Below are 22,526 nucleotides of genomic sequence, written 5' to 3'. Positions count from 1 at the left end.
CTCTTCGTCAGAACAGCGAATATAAGCCGTGCGGATTGAATCCGTACGGCTTTTTGTATGTCGGGCAGGGCTACCCGCTTGGATCGTCATGAAGCCTGCCCGTAAACGCAGGTGCGGTTGCGGCCTGCCGCCTTGGCGGCATAGAGGGCGGAATCTGTCTGACGCACAAGCATCTGGCTTTCTTCCTTTTGCTCTTCCAGCGGCGTCAGGCTGCTCACTCCGAGGCTGACAGTCACCATGTCGCCCACGGGCGAACTGGGGTGGGGCAACTGCTCGCGCGCTACCTCCGCATGCACGCGGGCGGCCACGGCCTGCGCCGTTGCGGCGTCCGCACCGGGCAGCAGCAGGGCAAATTCCTCCCCGCCATAGCGCGCGCAAACATCCGTGGAGCGTGCCGCCCTGCTCATGGCGGCGGCAATGCGGCGCAGGCATTCGTCCCCGGCCTGATGCCCGAGGCTGTCATTATAGCGCTTGAAGGTATCCACATCCAGCATGATAAGCGCTAGCGGCGTGCCATGTTGCAGGGCATGAAGCCACAGGGAGCGCAGCTTGTCGTCAAAAGCGCGGCGGTTGCCCACTCCGGTGAGACCGTCCACCAGCGACATTTTTTGAAAGTGGTCATGTTCCGAGGCCAGTTTTTGCGAACGCACCGTGGCAAGCGACAGATAGGTGCCAAGATTTTCAAGCGCAGCCGATATGTTGTGCAGTTCGGTGATAAAGCTGTGTTTGGGCGGCTGGCTGGGAGAGCCTGTGCCCAGCTGGTTGAGAAAGACCATGATGCTTTGCAGCGGGCGCGCAAGGTGCAGGCGCAGCAGGCCGAACAGCAGCGCCAGCCCTGCGCCCAGCAGCAAAAAGCCCATGAGCAGGCGGTTTTCAAATTCGTGCGCCAGCGTAGCTGTGCGGCGCAGTTGCAGCAGCATTTCATCGGTTACGGGCTGTGAAGTAGCCAGTTCCGCTATGGCGGCGGAAAGCTCCGCCAGAGCGGCGCTGGCCTCCGGCTCCGCTTGTTTTACAGCCAGTGAAGGCAAGGCCGCCAGTGCGGCCTCTGCGCCTCGCAGGCGCGCCATGTTGCGGCTGTCGGTCAATTTTTCGTTCTCGGCCAGCGTCATGAAAAGCCCGTAGGTTCGTGTGCCGGACACGCTGACCTCGCGCGCCATGCTCATAAAATAGAAAAAGCTGGCAGTAAAAAGCAGGGTCATCACCGTCAGGCCCAAGGCAATATACGCGCGTATGCCCATGCCGGGTGCGCGTCCTGTACGTTTGATCATCATACGTCCATCCAGAAAAAGCGGTACGTCTGATACACGCCCACGGCCATGCCGAAGGCCAGCAGCGTGTTGAAGGCAATGCTGAATGCCACCCACTTCCAGCTTCCCGACTCCTGCCGGATGACAACCAGAGTGACAAAGCAGGGGGCGTAGAGCATGACAAAAACAAGCAGAGCCAAGGCCGTGCCCTGATTCCACGTTGGGTCGGCACGCAGTAGTTCCGCCAGCGAGGCCGGGTCTTCAGGGTCCTGCTCCCCAAGGGCGTAGGCCGTGCCCAGTGTGGAAATGATGGCCTCCTTGGCGGCAATACCGCCGATAAGGGCCACGTCGGTGCGCCAGCTGAAACCCGCGTAGGACGTTGCGCCTTCAAGCCATGTGCCAAGGCTTCCGGCAAGGGTGTGCCGCAGGCGCTCGGCATCCAGTTCCTCCTGCACTTTTGCAAGGGCTTCTTCCTGATTGGCGCGCGCTTCCGCAGGCAGATCTTCGCGTTCAAGCCCGGCGCTCAGGCGGGCGATTTCGTTTTCAAAAGGCAGGGCCGTTTGCGGATCAAGGGCCGGAAAGGTCATGGCCGCCCAGATGAGCATGGACAGCGGCACAAGCACCGTGCCCGCCTTTTTGAGGTACATCCAGGTGCGCTCCCAGCAATGTATGCAGATGCCCCGCACGGTGGGCATGCGGTAGGGCGGCATTTCCATGACCAGAGGCGTCGCTTCGCCGCGCAAGACGGTTTTGCGCAGCAGCAGAGCCACGCAAAAGGCCAGCACCCACGAGAGCATAATGATGGCAAACATCATGTTGGCGGCATTGTGCGGAAAAAACGTGCCCACCAGCAGCAGATACACGGGCAGTTTGGCCCCGCAGGCCATGTAGGGCAGGGTGAGCATGGTGGCCAGTTTTTCCTTGGGGCTGCGCATGGTGCGGGTGGCCATGACGCCGGGGATGGCGCAGCCGCCCGCAATGCCGCCGGAAATGATATAGGGCATCACCGATGCCCCGTGCAGGCCGAAAAACTGGAACACGCGGTCGGCAATATAGGCCATGCGCGCCATGTAGCCGCTGTCTTCCACAATGGCGATGAGCGCAAACATGATAAGCACCAGCGGCACAAAACTCAGCACCCCGCCAACGCCCGCGATCACGCCGTCCACCAACAGGGAGGAAAGCAGGCCTTCTGGCAGTGTGCCCCGCACCGCGCCAGCCAGCGCGCTGAACGCGCCCTCCAGCCAGCCCTGGGGGTAGGAGCCAAGAACAATGGTGATCTGAAACATGGCGTAGAGCACGCCAAGCATGATCAGCGCGCCCCACACCGCGTGGGCCAGTATGCGGTCGAGCCTGTCCGAGAGGCTGAGGCGGTGGCGCTTGCCGGTTTTGACCACGCAGGCGGCGGCAATTTTGCGCACAAAGGCGCTGTGTCCGTCTGCTATCAAGCCTTCCGCATCGCGGCCAATGCTGCCCAGCTCTTCCTGCACAAAGCGGCAAACCTGGGCCATGTCGGCCGCAAGGTCTGCATCCGCCGCCTGCAAGGCTGCCACGGCTTCCGCATCATCCTGGAGCAGGCTCAGGGCCAGCCAGCGCGGCGCACAGTGGGCATAGGGTGAGGATGCCATGCCCTGGCTTTCCGCAATGCGTTTTTCCATGGTTTCCAGTATCGGGTCTAGCAGGGGGCCGTAGCTTATGTGCAGGGCAGAACTGTGGATTTCGCAGGGCGAAGCTGCGGGAATGCCAGGCTGCTGGCTGCTGTTTTCTGCATCAAGGGCAACCTGACGCGCCGCAGAAAGGGCCTCGCGCAGGCCATTGCCCGAGGTCCCGACCGTGGGCACGGCGATGGCCCCCATGAGTTCCGACAGGCGCAAAAAGTCAATGCTGATGCCCGTCGCCCGCGCTTCGTCCATCATGTTGCAGGCAATGACCACAGGGAGGCCCATCTCGCGCAACTGGGCCGTGAGCAGCAGCCCGCGCTCCAGAATGCCAGCGTCCACAACGTTGATGACCGCCTGCACCGCGCCGCTCAGAAGCACGTTGCGCGCCACCACCTCCTCCTGCGAATAGGCAGAAAGAGAATACGCACCGGGCAAATCCACAAGTATGATTTCCTGCCCTTCGTGGCGAATGAAGCCTTCTTTCTTTTCAACCGTTACGCCGCTGTAGTTGCCCACATGCTGGTGCGCGCCTGTGAGGGCATTGAAAACTGTGGTCTTGCCGCAGTTGGGGTTGCCCGCGATGGCAAGCCTCAGGGAATAGGCCAGACCGCCGATAAGCGTACGGGCATTGCCGCCGCGCGCCCCGACAGTTGCGGAAAGGGATTCCGGCATGCTGTGCGCTCCTGTCATCGCCGCACCGGATCAGCCGGGGTGGCTCAATTTGAATGGAATTGAAATCTATTTTCAAATTATAGCGAAGTCAAGCGCATTGCCCGGTATTGACATGCGGCGAACATCGAATAATGTATGTACATACATGAAAACGCGGAGCACCCATGCAACTGCCTTGTCTTTTTCTCCAAATCCGAAAGGCGGATCGGCAACTCAACCAGCTTTACGGCAAATTTCTGGCGCGCAAGGGAATGCGTATCACCCAGTATGGTTTGCTGCGGGCGATTGCTGGTCTGGAGGAGCCTTCGATAACGGAGATTGGCCGGGTTTTGGGCATTGACCAGACAACCGTGACCAGAAATGTGGAAAAGCTGGAAAAAATGGGGTTTGTTGCGAGTGCCCCGGCCCCGGCGGATTCACGCAAAAAGATCATGCAGTTGACGGCCCTTGGTGCAGACAGCCTCAAAGAAGCCCACCCCCATTGGGAAGAGGCGCAGCAGCTTATGATTTCAGAATTGGGGGACGATGATGTTCAGGAATTGCTGCGACTTTTGCTCAAGGTTTCCCGTATTGCAGAAAAGGACAGCGCCTAGTGCAGACTGCAAATTGTGAGTGTATTGGGCTTGGTGCATCCATATTCATGTATATACATATAAATTAACAGGCCAGGAGACGCCATGCGTAAAGTAGTTGTAACAGGCTTTGGGGTTATATCTTCTTCAGGAAACGACCCTGAAACCATGTGGAAGAACATCAGTTCCGGAAAATCCGGCATCAGGTATATGGACGATCCCGCGTTTGATGAATCCCCGGTGAGAATCGCCGGGAAGGTGGACGATTTTTTGGCTGAAACGTATTTTTGTGCAAAGGACGCAAAAAAATACGACAAATATATCCAGTTTGCCGTTGCTGCGGCCTTGCAGGCCGTTGAAATGTCCGGTCTGGAAGGTGCCGATTGGGATCCGGAACGCGCCGGGGTTTATGTGGGTTCTGGCATCGGCGGCATAGAAACGATCATGAAAAATCATGAAGCATTTCTGGCCAAAGGCGCACGGCGGGTTTCGCCTTTCATGATTCCCATGATGATCGTCAACATGGCTTCGGGCGTGGTTGCTATCAGGACGGGTTTTAAAGGGGCGAACTATGCGCCTGTGTCCGCTTGCGCCACTGCCAACAATGCCATCGGCGAGGCATTTTTGAGCATCGCCCACGGGCAGGCGGATGTCATGCTGGCAGGCGGAAGCGATGCTGGCATTCAGCCGTTTTTGCTGGCGGGTTTTTCCAGCATGAAGGCTCTTTCAACCCGCAATGATGTGCCGGAGCAGGCCAGCCGTCCCTTTGACAGCGGGCGTGACGGCTTTGTTATGGCTGAGGGCGCTGCTGTGTTGCTGCTGGAGGAAGAGGAACATGCCCGCCGCCGTGAGGCGACAATCCTTGGCGAGGTGGTTGGGTACGGTGCAACGTGCGATGCGGGGCATATCACATCGCCAGACTTTCTGGGCGGAGCGCGGGCCATGGAAATCGCCATCCGCCAGTCCGGCGCTTCCGTGGCAGAAATTGGCTACATCAATGCCCACGCCACAGGAACAAAAGAAGGCGACAGGTCTGAAGCCGCAGCAATCAGGAGCGTTTTTGGCGACAGACTTGAAACGGTAAAGGTCAGCGCCACAAAGTCCATGACAGGGCATCTGTTTGGGGCGGCTGGCGGCATAGAAGCCATCATTACTCTTGAGGCCTTGCGGCATGGCCTGTTGCCGCCGACAATAAATCTGGATGCACCCGATGCCGAGTGCGATATCCCGCATATCTGCAACCGGGCCGAACAAACATCTACCTGTTATGCGCTCTCCAATTCTTTTGGTTTTGGGGGGCATAACGCTTCGCTCGTCTTCAGGAAATATGAAGAATAGACGGTAGTAAACATGCAAAACGGCCCGGCATCTGCCGGGCCGTTTTGCACAAAGTGATGTTCCTTCTAGCCCTCGTCAAGCAGGGCGGCGCGTATGCGGCACACGCCGCAACGGTCGCCGGAAGATGTGGGGTAGCCGCATTCCGTGCACGGGGCCAGTTCCAGGCCTTCCTCCGCCTCACGGCGGGCAAAAACGGGCCGCCCGCGCGAGAGAAAACCCTGATAGAAATCCAGCTTGCGGCCGGGCATGGCGGCCTCGAGATTCTGCATCAGACCCTTGAGCGTGGTGAAGCTCGCGCCGGGGCTGTACGGGCAGGGGGCGTAGTGGTTTTCTATGCCCATAAGAAAGGCGTAGTTGGCCGTTTCAAATTCCGAGAGCCGCCACAAGGGCTTAACCTTGCGCGAAAAGCCGTGTTCGCTTTCCAGCCGCGGCCCCTGATCTGAAAGATAGGAGGTATCCCAGCGCAGGGTGTTGCTGAAAAGGCGGGCCACTTCATCGTCCAGGTTATGCCCCGTGGCAAGGGCGTCAAAGCCTTCGTCCAGGGCGACCTTGTTGAAGAAATGGCGTTTGATCTTGCCGCAGGCCGAGCAGATGGGGCGGTGCAGCCTTTCCTTGACCAGCGGAATGGAGAGGCCTTCTGCGGCCATTTCCTTGACCATGAGCTTGAGGCCGTGCTTGGCGCAGAAGCGTTCAACCACGCCGCGCGCCGCGGCGGAAGAAACCGGAATGTCCAGATCAATGTGCAGGCCGGTGACGTTGTAGCCCTGGCGGGAGAGTTCGAGCATGAGCGCCAGGGAATCCTTGCCGCCAGAAAGGGCCACCAGCACCCGTTCATCGCGGGTAAACAGCTTTTGGCCTTCAATGCCGCGTTCTACCTGGCGGGCAAAAAAATCCTTGTAACAGTCAGGGCAAAAGGCGGCGTTGTGGCTGCGCAGGGCCACCACGGCCTCGGCTTTGCAGATTTTACATTTCATACGGTTCCTGTATGTGTTTGCGGTATTGCCTCACGCTCAGGCGGCATGCTGCCGCCACTGGCGCGGGGCGCGCTGATGATCGTTGCTTGTTTACTACTGTTGCGGGGCTTGCGGCTGACCGCTTTTTTCAAGCCAGCCAAGCTGACTGCACCAGCCTTCGTGCCGGGTGCAGGTCGCAAGGGCAAAGGATTCATGGCTCAGACCGGGCCGCAATGCGTTGCCCGCTTCCACAATACGGCGGCGCTGGGTTGCATCCGTCATGACGTTTATCATGCATTCGGCCAGCGATTGCGGATTGTTTTCTTCAAACATGCAGGCGGCATCAGGGGCGACGGCAAGCCGCTGCTCATGCAGGGCGCTCTGTCCGCAGATGACGGGCGTTTGGGCCGCCAGTCCAGCCCCGAGTGTTTCCGGCAGTTCGTCCGGCGCGGAGCCGGGCGCTATCCATGCATGGCAGGTGCGCAGCAGGTGCGGCAGGCTTTGCTCGTTGAGCAGGCACAGGCGCGACTGCACGCCCAGCGATTCCGCTTCGTCCAGTACTTCCAGAAAGCGGGGGCCACCCCCGGCGGCGCGTACTTCCCATGCGGGCAAATCGCGGCGCTGCCAGATGGCGGCCATGGCCCGGATGACAATATGCGCGCCCGAGCGGGGCGTGAGGGCATCACCCATGCAAAAAACAAAACGCTGATCCTCTGCGGGTTCAGCAGGCCATTCGGGCGCAGGTTCAAAACCTTCAATGCTCATGCCCGGCGCTGCCAGTGTGAGCGTGTCGCCCGGCAGGGGCAGCGCGCGGTTTTTGGGACCGCGCCATGCCGTTTCGCCCTCGGTGATGCCGCTGGCTTTGGCAATGCGGTCGCGCACATAACTGGAGCCGCAAAGTATTTTGTGGGCTGCCAGCATTCCCTTGCCAAAGCAGACTTCCGGGCGCGGCGCGCGCAGCAGAAATGCATGGCTCAAAAGAGTGGAGGCCGGGGGACGCATGATCAGCACCCGGCGGCCAAGGGGCATGCCGCTTTCTCCAAAAGTCTGCACCAAAAGGTGCTTGTGCTTGCGCTGCCAGAGCCACAGACGCATGAAATCCATTGGTCCGCCTGCCGTGAGTATGGGCAGGTTCAGCGCGGCGGCGCGGCGGTGCAGGCGCGAATTTTTCTGGCACAGCAGCATGGGGGCCAGCCTGCCGCCGTCTCGCATGGCGCAGGCCAGGGCCAGCGCGTGGTCTTCTTCCAGCCGGGCAAGGCGTATGGGCGCGCCCATTTCTGTCCAGTGGCGCTGCTCTTCGGGTGAGGCGGGGCCGTCAGTGGTCTGTTGCAGGGCAATAAGCAGAACACGCATCAGAGGGGCGCGCCTTTTTTCAGCATATAGTCCAAAAGAACATCCTTGAGCCACAGGGCCACAGGGCCGGGCTTGCCAGCATGCGCGCCATGACCCACGGGCTTGCCGTCAAAATGGGTGATGCCCACGCAAAGGGTGGAGCTGGTGAACAGCAGCATTTCACTGGCGCTGTCTATGGCTGCGCGGGGAATGGGCATCTGCACGACAGGCATGCGCTCTGCGGCAACTTCCATGGCGGCCAGCAGGGTGGTGCCCGGCAGAATGCGCCTGATTTCAGGGCAGAGCAGGCGGCCCTGCGCGTCCACAAGGCCCACGTTGGCCACGGCCGCCTCGCCCATGATGCCGTTTTCGTCAAAGGTCACGGCCACGTCCATGCCCTTCTGGCGGGCTTCCATGGCCATGAACACATTGGGCAGATAGTTGGTATTCTTGATGCGGGCCAGATATTTCTGCTTGGGCGGGATGGCGCTGGCAAAGGCTGTGAGGCCTTTTTCATAGAAGGCCGCCGTGGGCAGGGCCTTTTTGAGGGCCACAATGTACAGGCCAGCCTGGGGGCATTCGGCGGGTGAAATGCCGAATCCGCCGGGGCCTCGGCTCAGAAAAACGCGCAAGTCGCCATTGTCCACGCCTGCGGCAAGGGCCACATCAAGTATGTGCTGGCGCAGGGCTTCCCATGTGCAGGGCGGCGTGATGGAAAGGGCCGCAGCGCCGTCCACCAGCCGGGCCAGATGCGCATCCAGCCCAAAAATTGTGCGTTGACGAAAACTGATGCTTTCAAAAAGGCCGTCGCCGCGATGGCAGATATGGTCATCAAGGGGCAGCAGCAGAAGACGCGGGTCGGTGCAGATATGCCCCACCCGGTGGTCATAAAAAGCGAGAACCTGCTCCGACCCTGGCCGGGGCGCGGAAAGCAGGGCCTTGAGATATGTTTCAGCGTCTACAGCTTGCACCGCAAAGGCCTCCAAAGCGCACGGGCGCGCAGATCAACGAGACCCGCGCGCCCGTAGGCAATTACTTCAGGAACACGTTTTTGTCGGTCACGCGCAGCAGATCGCGCTTGATCAGTTCTTCGCCGATCTGCACGGCGTTGAGGGCTGCGCCCTTACGCACGTTGTCGGCCACAATCCAGAGGTTCAGGCCGTTTTCAATGGTTTCGTCCTCGCGGATGCGCCCCACGTAGGTTTCATCCTCGCCCACGCAGTAGGAGGGCATGGGGTACATGAGTTCGCGGGGATTATCGACCACGCGCACGCCGGGAGCCTGCGAAAGCATGACGCGGGCATCCTTGGCTGTGAGTTTCTTTTCGGTTTCAATGTTCACCGATTCGGCGTGGCAGTAGAACACCGGCACGCGCACACAGGTGGCCGTAACCTTGACCGAAGGATCTTCAAATATTTTGACGGTTTCATGAACCATCTTCATTTCTTCCTTGGTGTAGTCGTTATCAAGAAAGACATCGATGTGCGGCAGTGCGTTGAAGGCAATGCGGTAGGGATAGGTATTGCATTCCGGGTCGCGGCCATTGAAGAGGTCGCGCACCTGGCGTTCCAGTTCTTCAATGCCCTTCTGCCCGGTGCCGGAAACCGCCTGATAGGTGGAAACCACAACGCGCTTGATTTTGACGGCGTCGTGCAGGGGCTTGAGCACCACCAGCATCTGGATGGTGGAGCAGTTGGGGTTGGCAATGATGCCGTTGTGGCCCTCAAGGGCGTGGGCGTTGACTTCCGGCACCACCAGGGGGCAGCGGTCGTCCATGCGCCATGCAGCGGAATTGTCCACCACCACGCAGCCAGCCTTGGCCGCATGCGGGGCAAATTTTTGCGAAGTGCTGCCGCCGGCGGAAAAAATGGCCAAATCAATGCCCTCAAAGACATCTTCTTTAAGCTCTTGCACGGTCAGCTCTTTGTCGCCATACGGCACCTTGGTGCCCGCAGAACGGGCGGACGCAAAGGCGCGTATTTCAGTGGCGGGAAAGTCCCTTTCGTGCAGGGTCTTGAGCATTTCACGGCCTACGGCGCCTGTGGCGCCTACAACGGCTACAGTCAGCTTCTTGCTCATGGTATTTCGCTCTCCTTGGGCGATGGGCGGCGGCTCGATGCCTCCAAAAAGGTGAGCGCGTACTATACCCGGCAAAAAGGCAAATGTGAAGGGCATGGCGGCCCAGCTACGGCGCTGCCTCGGGCTTTTTTGCGTTTTTTGCGGTTCGCGTACAGGCGGGTTGAAAAAAGCCAGCCCGCCGCTTTCGCAACAGGCTGGCCAAAAGGTATCCTATCGGAATCGTTCTAGAATTCAAGATTTCCCGGAGTACGGGGGAAGGCAATGACGTCGCGAATATTGGTGATGCCGGTCAGCATCATGAGCAGACGCTCGAAGCCAAGGCCAAAACCGGCATGGGGCGCTGTGCCGAAACGGCGCAGATCCATGTACCACCAGTAATCTTCCGGATTCTGGCCAAGCTCCTGAATGCGGGCGGTCAGGCGGTCAAGGCGTTCCTCGCGTTGCGAGCCGCCGATGAGTTCGCCGATGCGCGGCACCAGCATGTCCATGGCGGCAACGGTTTTGCCATCGTCATTCTGACGCATGTAGAAGGCTTTGATTTCCTTGGGGTAATCATACACAGCCACAGGCTTTTTAAAATGCTCTTCCGCCAGATAGCGTTCGTGCTCGGTTTGAAGGTCCGTGCCGAATGAAACAGGAAAGGCAAATTCCTTGCCGCATTTTTGCAGGATTTCCACGGCTTCCGTGTACGAAACGCGGGCAAAGGGCGCAGCCACCATGCCCTTGAGGCGTTCAATGAGGCCCTTGTCCACAAAGCTGTCAAAGAGCTTGAGGTCGGATTCGCAGTGGGCGAGGGCGTGTTCGATCACGTGCCGGGTAAGGCTTTCGCCCAGTTCCATGAGGTCTTGCAGGTCGGCAAAGGCCATTTCCGGCTCAATCATCCAGAACTCGGCGGCGTGCCGCGGCGTATTGGAATTTTCGGCGCGAAAGGTGGGGCCGAATGTGTACACGCGCCCAAGGCCCATGGCGAGGGCCTCGGCCTCAAGCTGGCCGGAAACAGTCAGGTTGCACTGGCGGCCAAAAAAATCGGCGGCTACATCCTTGTCGCCGGGTTCAAGGCTGGTGACGCGGAACATTTCGCCCGCGCCCTCGCAGTCCGCTCCGGTGAGCACCGGCGTATGCACCCATGAAAAACGGCGGCTCTGGAAAAACTGATGCACAGCCTGGCCCGCTTCGGAACGGATGCGGAAGGCCGCGCCGTATTTGTTGGTGCGGGAACGCAGATGCGCAATTGTGCGCAAAAATTCATCAGAATGGCGTTTTTTCTGCAAAGGGAAAGTTTCGGGATCAGCCAGGCCGAAAACAGTAACGCTCTGTGCCCTGATTTCCCACATCTGCCCCTTGCCGGGCGAAGCCACAAGTTCGCCCGTAACGCTGATGGCGGCGCCCGTGGCGGCCTGATCAAGCTGCGCGTGGGCGGTGGTGCCCGCGTCAACAATACACTGCATGTTGCCGAGGCAGGAGCCGTCGTTGAGCTCCACAAAAGAAAATTCCTTGGCATCGCGGCGGGTGCGGATCCAGCCGCAGATGGTGATGGAGGCTTGCGCTTCGGTCGCTGCGAGAGCGTCTATGATAAGGGTTCTTTGCATGGCATGTTCCTTGTGATGCGGCAATTTGCAGACACTGTAGCTCTTAGTGCGTCGCAGCTCAAGATGGCGCGTGCAGTGAAAGCCCTGTGCTGGCGTCACCTTGCGTTAAAAGACCCGCACAAGCCATGCGCCCGCAAAAAGCAGGGCAATGCCCGCAAGGCGCAGTGGCGAAACAGGGTGCTCGGGAAAGCCCACGAGGGCATAATGGTCAAGCAGCACGGAGGCCACCAGCTGGCCCGACAGCATGACGGCGGTCATGGTGGCAGCCCCCAGCCGGGGGGCAAGAAAGATGGTGCAACTCACAAAAATTGCGCCAAGCACACCACCTGTCCACATCCACCACGGAACAGCGGAAAGCTGCGAAATGGAAGGCCATGTGTGCCTTGCCGCCAGGCTGTATACCCACAGCGCCAGCGTGCCCACGGCAAATGAAACAAGCGCAGCCTGCATGGGTTCGCCCAGAAAGCGCCGCAACAAGGTGTTTATTCCCGCCTGCACAGGGAGGCAGCAACCGGCCCCAAAAGCCAGCAATAAAAGAATGTGCTTCATGAAAAAATCCTTTGATCGGTGTCATTACCCCGATGGGCTTGAGCGCGGTAACATGGCGGCAGGCAAGGCCAATCTGGTCAGGGCGCGGATTATATACATTTTTGCCAGTTTGCGCATGAAAAAATACCCGCTTCACCTTTTTCTAAAGATTATATAGAATGGATCAAGGTCAAGAACAAATCAGTTTCCTGCGGGCGTTCTGGTGTCCTTGCCCCGGCATTCGCTGACAGCGGGTATATTCTGAAATTGAGGGATAGGCATGAAAAAATTTTTTGGCGTTTTTACCCTGATATGCATTCTGGCGCTCACGGGCGCGGCCTTTGCGGCTACCCCACAGGCAGGCAAACCCGTGCAGGACAAGCCCGAAAAGACCGTTGACCGTGTGACCACGGTCAGCGTGTCGCTGGAAGGCACAGACAGCATTGGCGCGCGCCTCGGCACCAAGCTCAAGGAGCGCTTCAACCAGAGCAGCCTGTTCACCCTCAATGATGATGAAGAAAAAGACATCCCCAAGCTCTACGTCATGGTGAGCACGCAGCCTGAATTTGCCGGTCGCCCCGCTGTGGGGTCTGTGTATTCGGTATGCTGGGTGTTCAAGCAGGGCCGTGGTTACCTTGGCTACCTGCTGGCCCGGGATCTTGGCACGGCGAGCGTGGAAGATGTGGATGGTCTGGTGGACAAACTGGTGGAACGTACTGACGGCATAGCCGCCAAATACAGCAGCCTGTGGAAGTAACAAAAGGCCAATGCTTGGCGCTTGCAGCAACATGCTGACGAGCATTGAGACTGGTGAATTTTATCGGCTGATCTGATGGCTCGAACCAGAGCCGGGAGTGTACGGCTGAATCGAACAAGCTTCCTTCCAACCCCGCGCGCGCCGAAATTTGTGGCGCAAATAAAAAGGCTTCCCACGTGGCGGGAAGCCTTTTTATGTATAGCGGCAAAATAAGACGCGTCCCAAATGTTCATTGCAGGGATTACGTCGCTGCGCTTTCGCTAACTTGCTTGGCTGTATCCGTATCGTCAGCCCAGGCTTCAGGGGTTTCATCATAAAAGCGGTAGCAGTTCTTTCCAGCCTGTTTTGCCAGATACTGCGCATTGTCCGCGCGGTGCAAGGCCACATCGTAAGACGCCTCGGTGCCGTCAAACAGATAGATGCCTATGCTCGTGGTGATCTCCACGCGCTGACCCTCGTGCTCGATAAATTTGTGCAGTTCTGAGAGCAGGGCCTCGGCCCGCTCCTTGAGCGCTGCGCGGGTGATATCCCTGACAAAAACGCAGAATTCATCGCCGCCGAAACGGCCCACAGCATCAGCATTGCGGAAGATGCGCTTGAGGGCATCGCTGGCTTCAAGCAGGGCGGCATCGCCCCTGACATGCCCAAAGGTATCGTTAATCAGCTTGAAATTATCCAGATCAAGGAACAGGAGCGCGTCTGTCTTATCCTGCTGCGGCTTGGCGGGCATGGCTGCGCATATTTTGTCGCGGAAGGCGGTCTTGTTCAGGAGATCCGTCAAACTGTCGCGCTGGGTGCGGCGCTCAAGCTCGGCACGGCGTCTCACTTCTTCATCAATATCAACAATTTTACCCACAAGGCGCAAGGGTGCGTCTTGCTTGCTGATGCGTGTGGCCTGCACTCGGCACCAGATATAGCGCCCCTCGGCAGTGGGGATGCGCATGACTGCAAAAGCAGTGGGGTTGCCGCTGCGGATGCGCCGCCGCAGTTCGTTGAGGGCGGGCAGATCTTCAGGATGGATGATGTGCCTGTTGGTTGGGCGGCCGGTTTCGTTAAAGAGGGGCGTGGCCTCCCTGCCGAATTTCAGCAAAAAGTTCGGCGAACAGCGGAACTGGCGTTTTTCGGTATCCACATCGAAAAAAATGTCCTGCGACTGCTCAAGCAGTATCCGGTAGCGCTCTTTTTCCTGCTCAAGCTCTTCCTGCATGCGCTTTTGCTCGGTGATGTCCACCACCACGCAATCAATGGAGCGGTGCGCATTCTCATCGCCGGAAAATGTGCCGCGCAACAGCAGGGGCAGCCATTGGCCATCCTTGTGGCGAAGCCTCAGTTCCGTGGTGTTTGTCACAGGGCCGTTTTTTTTGTCTGCCAGCATGTCGAGCAGCTTTTTTGTGTCGTCAGCATGCAGCAGATCAATAAACGCGGTAGTCTGCGGCTTGTCGGCCTCGTAGCCAAGCAACTGCCAGAATCCGTTGTTGGCATCAAGAATCTGCAAGGGAAGTTCTGTAGATATGCTGATGACGCCGCCGTTGATGTTGTCGGCTATGTGGGCAAGGCGCTGCTCGCTGGCAATCTGGTTCGACAGGCTTTTGCGGCGAAGGTGCAGGGCGTAGGCCACAAGAGCGGAAACAAAGAGCATCAGCTCTGCTACAACCATCAGCAGCGAGCGGTTTTCATACACAATATCCGCCAGAGTCGGAGAAGTAGCTGCCGCTGCTATATTGCTGGAAATGATCTGGGTTCGGCTCTTTTCGTCAATGGTCAGCAGGAGGTTGTTCAAAATGCCCAGCAACATATCGGGCAGCCCCGGCCTGATGGTCAGGCGCGCTTCTTCAACATCGCTGTAGCTGGTGACAGGGTTGAACTCGCTGAAACGCGGGGAGCTCGTAAGGTTATTGAGAACCATGGAATTGCCCAGGATGGCGTTGGCTTCGCGCCGGCCAGCGGCAGTCAGGCATGCTTCCTCATCAGGAAAAAGCTTGATTACCGCATTGGGAAATGCGTGGGAGGCGTACTCTGCTGCATTATAGATGCTTGCCGGTACTGCCAGTGTGAATAACGACTGTTGTTCAAGTTTTGTGTCGGGCTTGGCGTAAAGATACAGGCTGCTGCGTGTCAGCGGTGCGGTCAGGCGAAAATTTTTGTGCGATTGAAGGGCTGAAGAGGTAAACGAACCAAAGGCCATATCCAGTTTATTCTGGGTATAGGCCTCAGTAAAATTTGCGGGGCGTACAGCATAAGGTTCAAAAGTGACCTGTAAACCGCTACGCGCCGATGCATCGCGGAGGATGTCCGGGAGGATGCCACGTGCGTTCCCGGTCACAGGGTCCTGCCACGAATAGGGCTTGCGGTCAGGATCATAGCCCACGCGCAGGGGCGGCTGCTGGGCAATGTAAGCCAGTTCCGCCCGTGAAAGCGGCGTCTGAAACATGCGCGGAAGATACATGCGCCCCAGGCGATACTCCAGATCGGGCTGCTCCATCTTGAGCTGCACCATGGCCTGCTCAAGTTCCTGTATAAGTTTTGGGTTTTTGGGTGAACCTATGTAGAAAAAAGGTGTGAGCTTGCACTTTGCCAGAATTTTTTCGTCATTCCGCAACGAGAGTACGGTTTCCAGAATGGCGTCCACCTGGCCGGAGTGCATGGCTTCCCGCAGCTCTTCCCTTCCTGGGTACTCCACAATGGTGGGCATTGTGCCGCCGCGTTGCATGATAAAGTCGGTAAAGTCCTTAAGCCAGATGGGGTTGCCCATGCTCCCCACGCGTAATTGCGCGAGGCTTTCCAGATCATCGTAAATAACCGGTGAATCATTGGGGGCCAGAATGGCCGTATAGGAAGTGCCGCCGGCGTATGCACAGTAGAGATACTGGCGGGCGCGTTCAGCCGAATACCGGGCGGGCGTGCAGATGTCGACCTCGCCCTTGTCCAGCGCGGCAAGACAGGCGGCCCAGTCTTTTTCAACAACGTAGGTGATGTTCCACCCTGTATAGCGGGTGAGCTGCGCCAGATAGTCGGGAATGTAGCCCGTAACCTGCCCGTTTTCTACACGGTTAAACTGCGAAATGGGGGGGAGCGCCACACGCACGGTGCGCTGCTGATCAGCTAAAGCCGGATGTACAGTGATCTGCAGCGGGCAGAATAAGGCAAAGCAGAACAGGAGCGTAAGAAGGAAAAAATGCCTGTTGCCCATATGCCTTAACCCAGTGACGCAGAACGCCTGTTACGATTGACCCGCCATACGCCGCAAGGCAAAAAGCCGGGCCGCCAGCGCCTCAAGGATTCTGGCCGGAGTAACTCCGTAGTTCAGGGCATCCTGAGCTTCGGCAAACCATTGGCAGGCTACCGCGCGGGCCTTGCCGCGCAGCCCGGCCAGAGCCGCATCCAGCGGGCGCGCCGGGTCATGCCTGTCTGAAAGTATTCTGCTCATGGCCTTTTGGCAGCACAGCAGCAAACGGGTAGCCCCTGCTGCGTCGATAGCTCCCTTGGCAGCAACACGGTCAAAAAAACCTTGCCCTTGAACAAGAAATTGCGCAAGGGCGTCTTCCCAAGGGCGCATGTCTTCATCATCGGCGCGGCTGTCAGGCCAAGGCAGCGTGAGGCAGAATGAGCGGGAAACCAGGGTGGGCAAAAGCTGTTCGCGCTGGGGCGCAAGCAGAACGAAGACGGTGGTGCTAGAGGGTTCTTCCAGGGCCTTGAGCAGGGCGTTGGAAGCTTCGTCGCGGGTGAGGCTGAGCCCCATAAGTATAACAACCCTGCGTCCCTGCCCGTGCGGAGCATCCCGCAGGCGAACCTTGAGTTCGCGCACGCGTTCCATGTTGAACGCACGGACAGGGCCAGGGTTTTCTTCATCTTCACGGTTGCTTATGCGACCATCATACGCTGCCAGATCAAGGTGCTCCCCAGCGGCAATCTGCATGCACACCGGGCATGTCAGGCAGGGAGCGCCCGATGCTTCCGCCTGCGGGCAGTTGATGCGGGCGGCCCAGTAGCGTGCCGCATCAAGGCGCTGGGCCTCGCTGCCGCCTTCAAGCAGCAATACCTGCGGTGGAGTCGCACCCAGATTGTCGAGTACGCTCTTCAGCCGGTCAAAGGCGGCATCAGCTATGGCGGGCAGCAGGGTGTTCATGACCTGTAAGGCCGCTGCGCCTCCTAGCGCACGATGGTCTGGCGGCGGTCAGCGCCCACCGAAACCAGCGAAACCTTGACGCCCGTCAGTTCTTCAATGCGGGCGATATAGGCGCGCACAGTGGCGGGCAGCTCTTCATAGCTGGCGCACTGGGTGATGTCTTCTTCAAAGCCGGGCATTTCTTCGTAGAGGGGCGTTACGCTGCCAAGGGAGCATTCTTCCTGCGGCAGGTAGCTCAGGCGCTTGCCCTTGTATTCGTAGGCAACGCAGATTTTCAGCACCGGCAGGTTCTGCAACACGTCAAGCTTGGTCAGGGCAATGTCCGTGAGCCCGTTCAGGCGAACGCTTTCGCGCAGCACCACGGCATCCAGCCAGCCGCAACGGCGGGGACGGCCCGTGGTGGCACCGAATTCATGACCCTGGGTGCGCAGGTAGCTGCCTGTGTCGTCCAGCAGTTCGGTGGGGAAGGGGCCGGAACCCACGCGCGTGGTGTAGGCCTTGACGATGCCCACAATGCGGTTCAGGGCCGAGGGCGCAATGCCGCAGCCAGCCGATGCATTGCCCGCCACCGTATTGGACGAGGTCACAAAGGGGTATGTGCCGTGGTCGATATCAAGATGGATGCCCTGAGCGCCTTCAAAAAGGATATCGCCGCCTTCGGCCTGCACTTCCTGCATGCGTTCTTCCACCTCGGTGAGGTAGGGAACAAGGCGCGGTGCAAGAGCCAGCAGCTCTTCACTCACGGTGTTTTCATCGAGAGGTTCAAATTTGTAGAGCTCGCGCAGCAGAACGTTTTTTTCCTGCAGGGCGTGGGCTACCTTGGCGCGAACAAGATCCGGGTCGGTCAGGTCGCCTGCGCGCAGGCCCACCCGGGCGGCCTTGTCTTCATAGCAGGGGCCGATGCCGCGGCCAGTGGTGCCGATCTTGTGTCCAGCGCGTTTGGCTTCACGGGCCTGATCCAGGCTTTTGTGATAGGGCATGATCAGATGGGTCTTCTTGCTGATGCCAAGGCGCGCGGGTGAAACGTCAATGCCTCTGGCGGCAAGGTGATCCACTTCTTCCAGGAACACATGCGGGTCGAGCACAACACCGTTGCCGATGAGGCAAATTTTGTTTTCGTGCAGTATGCCGGAGGGGATAAGGTGAAGAATGGTTTCCTCGCCCTGCACCTTGATGGTGTGCCCTGCGTTGTTGCCGCCCTGAAAGCGGACGATAACGCGGCTCTGGGCGCTCAGCATATCAACAATCTTGCCCTTGCCCTCGTCGCCCCACTGAGCGCCGATGATGACCGTATTCGCCATGGTGTTACCTGCCTGCAATGCCGCCGCGCAACGGCGGGTGATGTAAGGCGCGTTCGTACGCCGGACGCGACAGATCGACCGAAGGGAGTCTACCCTACGGCCCCACTGCCGCTTAAGCGGGACGCAAAGCCTTTGATGATACGTATCCCGTATGCAACTGCAAGTCAAATGACCATCCAGGGCCATCTAACCTGCATGCGCGTCAACTTTCGGGCTTGGGGTCAGTCTGTTCCCTTTCGCTCGATCTGGAGGGCTTAAACTCAAGCACTCTGCACTTGCTGGCCGCCGGGGCGGCCTCCGGCCCTTCAAGCTCAAATTCCGGCATGGGATTGACCGCGCCTTCAGGCTCCTTGCCAAGCGGCTGCGCCTGCCTGGCCCAGTGGTAGTTGAAAAGCTGGTTTTTCCAGCGTTTAGCCTGAATCAGCGAAAATACGAGCGTAGCTTCCTCCCACCTCTTGGTGGGTTCAAAGCGACTGGCCGTCGTAGCATACTTGCTCCACAACGACATAAGCGAGGCTTCGTCAATGGCGTCCAGTTGCTGGGCCAGCCTGACAAGCAGCTTTTCCATATTACCTCCCATGTAACGAGGTACTGTAGTGTGCGCATGAAATTTCGTCAACGCGGGCGAGGGCCGGGCAGGTTTGCCGTCAGGCGGCGTCAGGCTGCGGCTGTCGCGGGTCGGGTACCATAAGAGTACACTCCCCTTGCCAGGCGTGCGCCTTCCTTGACTGACAACAAACGTGCTCTGGCCCTGTCATTGTAATCCGGGCAGGTTTGCCGCCATGCGGCGTCAGGCTTCGGCTGTCGCGGGTCGAGTACCATAAAAGTAAACTCCCCCTTGCTATCCGCGCGCCTTCCTTGACTGATGGAATCCCCGGCCTCCTGCCGATGGGCTTTGCCGAACCGCAACCTCCAGGCCGCCCCAACCGCCGTCAGCAGCGAATCGGGGCTGGTTGTCCGGCATGTTTTATGGTATGCGAATGCCTCACTTGATCGGCGAACATCTGGAGGCAAGCATGTCGGATCTCAAGTCCATGTACAGCACCGTCCACAAGGACGCTTTCCCTGACACCATGACCATCATTCTGGGCGATGAAAAACTCGTCTACCAAAAGCGCACCTGGACGCTGGACAACGAGGAAAAGGGCCTGCGCTACGGCGAAAATCCCGACCAGCCCGCAGCCCTCTACGCACTTAAGGAAGGCTCCATTACGTGCGGCGGTCTGAACTGGCGCGGTCCCGGCAACGGCATTGTTTCCGCACTTACCGAAAGCCAGATGATTCAGGCCGGCAAACACCCCGGCAAGACCAACCTTACGGACGTGGACAACGGGGCCAATATTTTGCAGTACCTCACCGAGCGCCCTGCGGCGGTGATCTTGAAGCACAACAATCCCAGCGGCGCGGCCTGGAGCAATGACGGCATTGCTGCGGCCCTTGAAAAGGCCTTCTGGTGCGACCGCATCGCCGCCTTTGGCGGGGCAGTGGTGGTCAACCGTCCCTTTACCCGCGAAGCTGCGGAAATTGTTGCTGCCAACTATTTTGAAGTGGTTGCCGCTCCCGCCTTTGAAGAAGGCGTGGTGGATATCCTCAAGGGCCGCAAAAATCTGCGCATCATGGAACTGCCCGGCCTTGGGCGGCTTGAAGAGCTGACCAGCTCGGCCTTTCTTGACATCAAGAGCCTCGCTGACGGCGGTATTATTGTGCAGAAGTCCTTTGTGAACCGCATTCTTGAAGCCAAGGACTTTTTGCCCGCCACCGCCACCACCAAGGAAGGCGTTTCTGTGGCCGCCCGCGCTCCCAGCAAGCAGGAACTGGACGACCTGCGCTTTGCCTGGGCCGTGGAGGCAGGGGTTACGTCCAATTCCGTTATTTTTGTGCGCGATGGCGCTACCCTTGCCATCGGCACGGGCGAACAGGATCGCGTGGGCTGCGTGGAACTCGCCATCCACAAGGCGCATACCAAGTATGCAGACACGCTTGCCTTCCGCGAACTGGGCCTGTCGCTCTACGAACTCAAGGAAAAGGCCGCTACCGATGCGGCAATGGCCGCCAAGCTTGCGGATATTGAAAGCCGCACCGAAGCCTCCCACGGCGGACTGGCCGGGTCAGCGCTTGTTTCGGACGGATTCTTCCCCTTCCGCGACGGGGTGGACGTAGCTGTGGCCCAGGGCGTTGCGGCCATTGCCCAGCCCGGCGGCTCCATGCGCGATGCGGAAGTGATTATGGCCTGCAACGAGGCCAAGCCGCAGGTTGCCATGGTGTTTACTGGGCAGCGCTCCTTCAAGCACTAGGGATTTTTTTTCAATAATTCTTTTGTCAGAGGACTGTGTCAGCCAGCATTTTTTACTCCAGTCATGGACAGAAAGAGTCCACTCCTGTCGTAAAAAACACTGTTTTCCTTGTCCTCGGCGCAAAATCTTTATTGAGAAACAGCCCTTGGAGCAGATTAACACTGAAAATGTTTATCTGCGCTGCACTGTGATAAATGGCATTTGTCCCTGACGCTGTCAGGTAGCGCGGCCCGGCCTGGTCAACGTGGATTTTCGCGTTCCGGTCGGGCCGCAAGCCTTTGAATCCAAAAACTGCCCCCATATTTGTGCGACACAATTGGGCGTATGATAATTGAGCGCACTGCTCCACAGGGTCACCGCATGCAGCACTCCTTGCCACAATCCGACCTTTGTCACTCTGCCTGCGGTTCAGCGGCTGCATCCATGCCCCGGCTGTGCGTATCGGCTCTTTCTGGCGGCGGCGGCAAAACCCTGCTTTCTCTGGGGCTTACGCGCGCGCTTGCCGCGCAGGGACATACGGTCAAACCCTTCAAAAAAGGGCCGGACTACATTGATGCCGCGTGGCTGACCATGGCCGCCGGAAGGCCCGCTACCAATCTTGATCCCTACATGCTCCAGCCAGGGCGCCTCAAGGCCCTGTTTGCGCATGCCATGCGCAAGGCCCAGGCGCAAAGCGGCGCTGTGGAAGTGCTCGGCATTATTGAAGGTAACCGGGGGCTTTTTGACGGCATGGATGTGGCTGGCTCATGCTCTACAGCGGAGCTGGCGCGTATGCTTGGCTGCCCCATCATCCTCAGCATCAACTGCACAAAGATGACGCGCACGGCAGCGGCACTGGTGCATGGCATGACAACCTTTGAGCCGGGGCTGCAGTTTGCGGGCGTGGTGCTCAATCAGGTGGGCACGGCACGGCACGAGGCCCTGCTGCGCAAGGTTATTGAGGAATATACGGATGTGGCAGTGCTTGGGGCCCTGCCGCGCCTGAAAGATAACCCGCTGCCCGAACGCCACATGGGCATTGCCTCCTGCGGCGATGATCTTTCGCTCGAGGCGCGCGCGGTGCTCGACAAGCTTGGCGGCTTTGTGGCCGAACACATAAATCTTGATGCCGTGATGGCTGCTGCCCGCGCAGCGGCCATTGCCAATCCCTGGCCGGAACAGGCCGAGCCTTTTTGGCCAGCCAATGGGCCGGTATATGTGGCGGTCGGCATGGCGGTGGAATGTTTCAGTTCTGCGGAAGCGCCAAAGGAAGCGCCGCTCACGGATGCCTCCACTCCGGCTGAAAATTCGGGCGGCACGATGCCCGATGCGCAGGCCGTCAAATCAGCCCGACCGCCGCGCATAGCCTATGTGCGCGACAGCGCCCTGTGGTTTTATTATGAAGAAAATCTTGAGGCCCTGGAGCGCGCAGGAGCGGAACTGGTGCGGCTTGAAATCGTGGGGCCGCGTTCCGGCGTCTGGCCTGTACTGCGCGGTGAAAAACCGCAGCATGCCGATGCTGGAGAAATAGACGGCCTCTACCTTGGCGGTGGCTTTCCCGAAGATTGCGCGGCAGACCTCAGCGCTTCACCCCATCTGCGCACCTTGGCCGCATGGGCTGGAGCTGGCCTGCCCATCTATGCCGAATGCGGCGGTTTTATGTTGCTGGCGCAAGGCATAGAACGCGAGGGCGTGCTCTGGCCCATGAGCAATATTTTCCCTGTTGTCGCCCAGTTTTGCGGCAAACCGCAGGGACTTGGCTACGTGCACGGCACAGTGGTGGAGGAAAATCCATTTTTCCCCAAGGGGCTGGAAATTCTGGGGCATGAGTTTCATTATTCGCGCTGCTGCTGGCAGGGCGCAGCTCCCCGACACGGCCTGCGCCTGCGCAAAGGGCAGGGCATGGGGTGCGAGGCAGAGCAGGCCGGGCAGAAAATGGGCAACGCGGCTCAAGCCAGCCGCGCGCCAGCACTGGACGGACTGCTGCGGCAGAATGTCTGGGCTTCGTACACGCATATTTTTGCCCCGGCAGTCCCTTGCTGGGCCCCCAATTTTGTGGCGGCTGCCGCCCGTTTTGCTCAGGGGCGCTGATGCCCGG

The 22,526-nt window shown here is 58.9% G+C and carries 17 protein-coding genes; 5 read left to right on the top strand and 12 right to left on the bottom strand.

The features are described from left to right. Positions 1–86: 86 nt before the first annotated feature. Both NE637_RS05555 and feoB read right to left on the bottom strand, forming a co-directional pair. Complete coding sequence (locus tag NE637_RS05555; protein WP_227118689.1) at positions 87–1,271, bottom strand: diguanylate cyclase; 1,185 nt, start codon at positions 1,269–1,271, stop codon at positions 87–89. After that, positions 1,268–3,580, bottom strand: a complete 2,313-nt coding sequence (gene feoB, locus NE637_RS05550; RefSeq protein WP_192112609.1) for a ferrous iron transport protein B — start codon at positions 3,578–3,580, stop codon at positions 1,268–1,270. The genes NE637_RS05555 and feoB overlap by 4 nt, the downstream gene beginning before the upstream one ends. A gap of 164 nt (positions 3,581–3,744) precedes the next feature. On the opposite strand from feoB, the gene NE637_RS05545 reads away from it, so the two are divergent. Together NE637_RS05545 and fabF are read left to right on the top strand one after the other, a co-directional pair. Next, a complete protein-coding gene (locus NE637_RS05545) occupies positions 3,745–4,173 on the top strand; it encodes a MarR family winged helix-turn-helix transcriptional regulator (protein ID WP_227118690.1) in 429 nt (142 codons plus the stop codon). Between the two features lie 84 nt (positions 4,174–4,257). Further along, entirely contained in the window at positions 4,258–5,490 is a 1,233-nt protein-coding gene (gene fabF / locus NE637_RS05540; protein WP_227118691.1) for a beta-ketoacyl-ACP synthase II, read from the top strand. A gap of 65 nt (positions 5,491–5,555) precedes the next feature. Here the strand turns inward: fabF and NE637_RS05535 are convergent, their stop codons facing one another. The 6 genes from NE637_RS05535 to NE637_RS05510 form a co-directional block, all read right to left on the bottom strand. Next, complete coding sequence (locus tag NE637_RS05535; protein ID WP_192112612.1) at positions 5,556–6,464, bottom strand: PP-loop family protein; 909 nt, start codon at positions 6,462–6,464, stop codon at positions 5,556–5,558. A 93-nt stretch (positions 6,465–6,557) separates the two neighbouring features. Further along, positions 6,558–7,796, bottom strand: coding sequence for a glycosyltransferase (locus NE637_RS05530; RefSeq protein ID WP_227118692.1), 1,239 nt, complete (start codon positions 7,794–7,796; stop codon positions 6,558–6,560). Next, positions 7,796–8,746 carry an aminotransferase class IV gene (locus NE637_RS05525; protein ID WP_256267611.1) on the bottom strand — a complete coding sequence of 317 codons (951 nt, stop codon included), beginning with the start codon at positions 8,744–8,746 and terminating at the stop codon, positions 7,796–7,798. Before NE637_RS05525 ends, NE637_RS05530 begins: the two co-directional genes overlap by 1 nt. A 61-nt stretch (positions 8,747–8,807) precedes the next feature. After that, complete coding sequence (locus NE637_RS05520; RefSeq protein ID WP_192112615.1) at positions 8,808–9,854, bottom strand: aspartate-semialdehyde dehydrogenase; 1,047 nt, start codon at positions 9,852–9,854, stop codon at positions 8,808–8,810. A 224-nt stretch (positions 9,855–10,078) separates the two neighbouring features. Beyond that, the gene (gene asnS, locus NE637_RS05515) at positions 10,079–11,443 is read right to left on the bottom strand and encodes an asparagine--tRNA ligase (protein ID WP_227118693.1); all 1,365 of its coding nucleotides are present in this window, start codon (positions 11,441–11,443) and stop codon (positions 10,079–10,081) included. A gap of 105 nt (positions 11,444–11,548) precedes the next feature. Next, positions 11,549–11,992 carry a DMT family transporter gene (locus NE637_RS05510; protein ID WP_192112617.1) on the bottom strand — a complete coding sequence of 148 codons (444 nt, stop codon included), beginning with the start codon at positions 11,990–11,992 and terminating at the stop codon, positions 11,549–11,551. Between the two features lie 259 nt (positions 11,993–12,251). Here NE637_RS05510 and NE637_RS05505 point away from each other — a divergent pair, with 259 nt between their 5' ends. Next, complete coding sequence (locus NE637_RS05505; RefSeq protein WP_192112618.1) at positions 12,252–12,728, top strand: hypothetical protein; 477 nt, start codon at positions 12,252–12,254, stop codon at positions 12,726–12,728. A gap of 241 nt (positions 12,729–12,969) precedes the next feature. Here the strand turns inward: NE637_RS05505 and NE637_RS05500 are convergent, their stop codons facing one another. The 4 genes from NE637_RS05500 to NE637_RS05485 all read right to left on the bottom strand — a co-directional run bounded on the left by NE637_RS05500 (position 12,970) and on the right by NE637_RS05485 (position 18,723). After that, positions 12,970–15,813, bottom strand: a complete 2,844-nt coding sequence (locus NE637_RS05500) for a transporter substrate-binding domain-containing diguanylate cyclase (RefSeq protein ID WP_227118694.1) — start codon at positions 15,811–15,813, stop codon at positions 12,970–12,972. Between the two features lie 135 nt (positions 15,814–15,948). Further along, complete coding sequence (locus NE637_RS05495; protein ID WP_227118695.1) at positions 15,949–16,854, bottom strand: DNA polymerase III delta subunit-related protein; 906 nt, start codon at positions 16,852–16,854, stop codon at positions 15,949–15,951. A gap of 23 nt (positions 16,855–16,877) precedes the next feature. Further along, positions 16,878–18,155: an adenylosuccinate synthase gene (locus NE637_RS05490; protein ID WP_227118696.1), complete on the bottom strand. Its 1,278-nt coding sequence runs from the start codon at positions 18,153–18,155 to the stop codon at positions 16,878–16,880. Between the two features lie 202 nt (positions 18,156–18,357). Further along, on the bottom strand, positions 18,358–18,723 hold the full coding sequence (locus tag NE637_RS05485) for a hypothetical protein (protein ID WP_192112622.1): 366 nt from the start codon (positions 18,721–18,723) through the stop codon (positions 18,358–18,360). Between the two features lie 448 nt (positions 18,724–19,171). Here NE637_RS05485 and NE637_RS05480 point away from each other — a divergent pair, with 448 nt between their 5' ends. Beyond that, a complete protein-coding gene (locus NE637_RS05480; protein ID WP_227118697.1) occupies positions 19,172–20,449 on the top strand; it encodes an IMP cyclohydrolase in 1,278 nt (425 codons plus the stop codon). Positions 20,450–20,809: 360 nt separating this feature from the next. Beyond that, the gene (locus NE637_RS05475) at positions 20,810–22,519 is read left to right on the top strand and encodes a cobyrinic acid a,c-diamide synthase CobB (RefSeq protein ID WP_227118698.1); all 1,710 of its coding nucleotides are present in this window, start codon (positions 20,810–20,812) and stop codon (positions 22,517–22,519) included. Positions 22,520–22,526: the final 7 nt, after the last annotated feature.

The organism is Desulfovibrio desulfuricans (genome assembly GCF_024460775.1).
Taxonomy (GTDB): Bacteria; Desulfobacterota; Desulfovibrionia; order Desulfovibrionales; family Desulfovibrionaceae; genus Desulfovibrio; species Desulfovibrio desulfuricans_E.
Note: the sequence above shows the minus strand (reverse complement) of the source record. Positions and strands in the feature narration are given on the sequence as shown.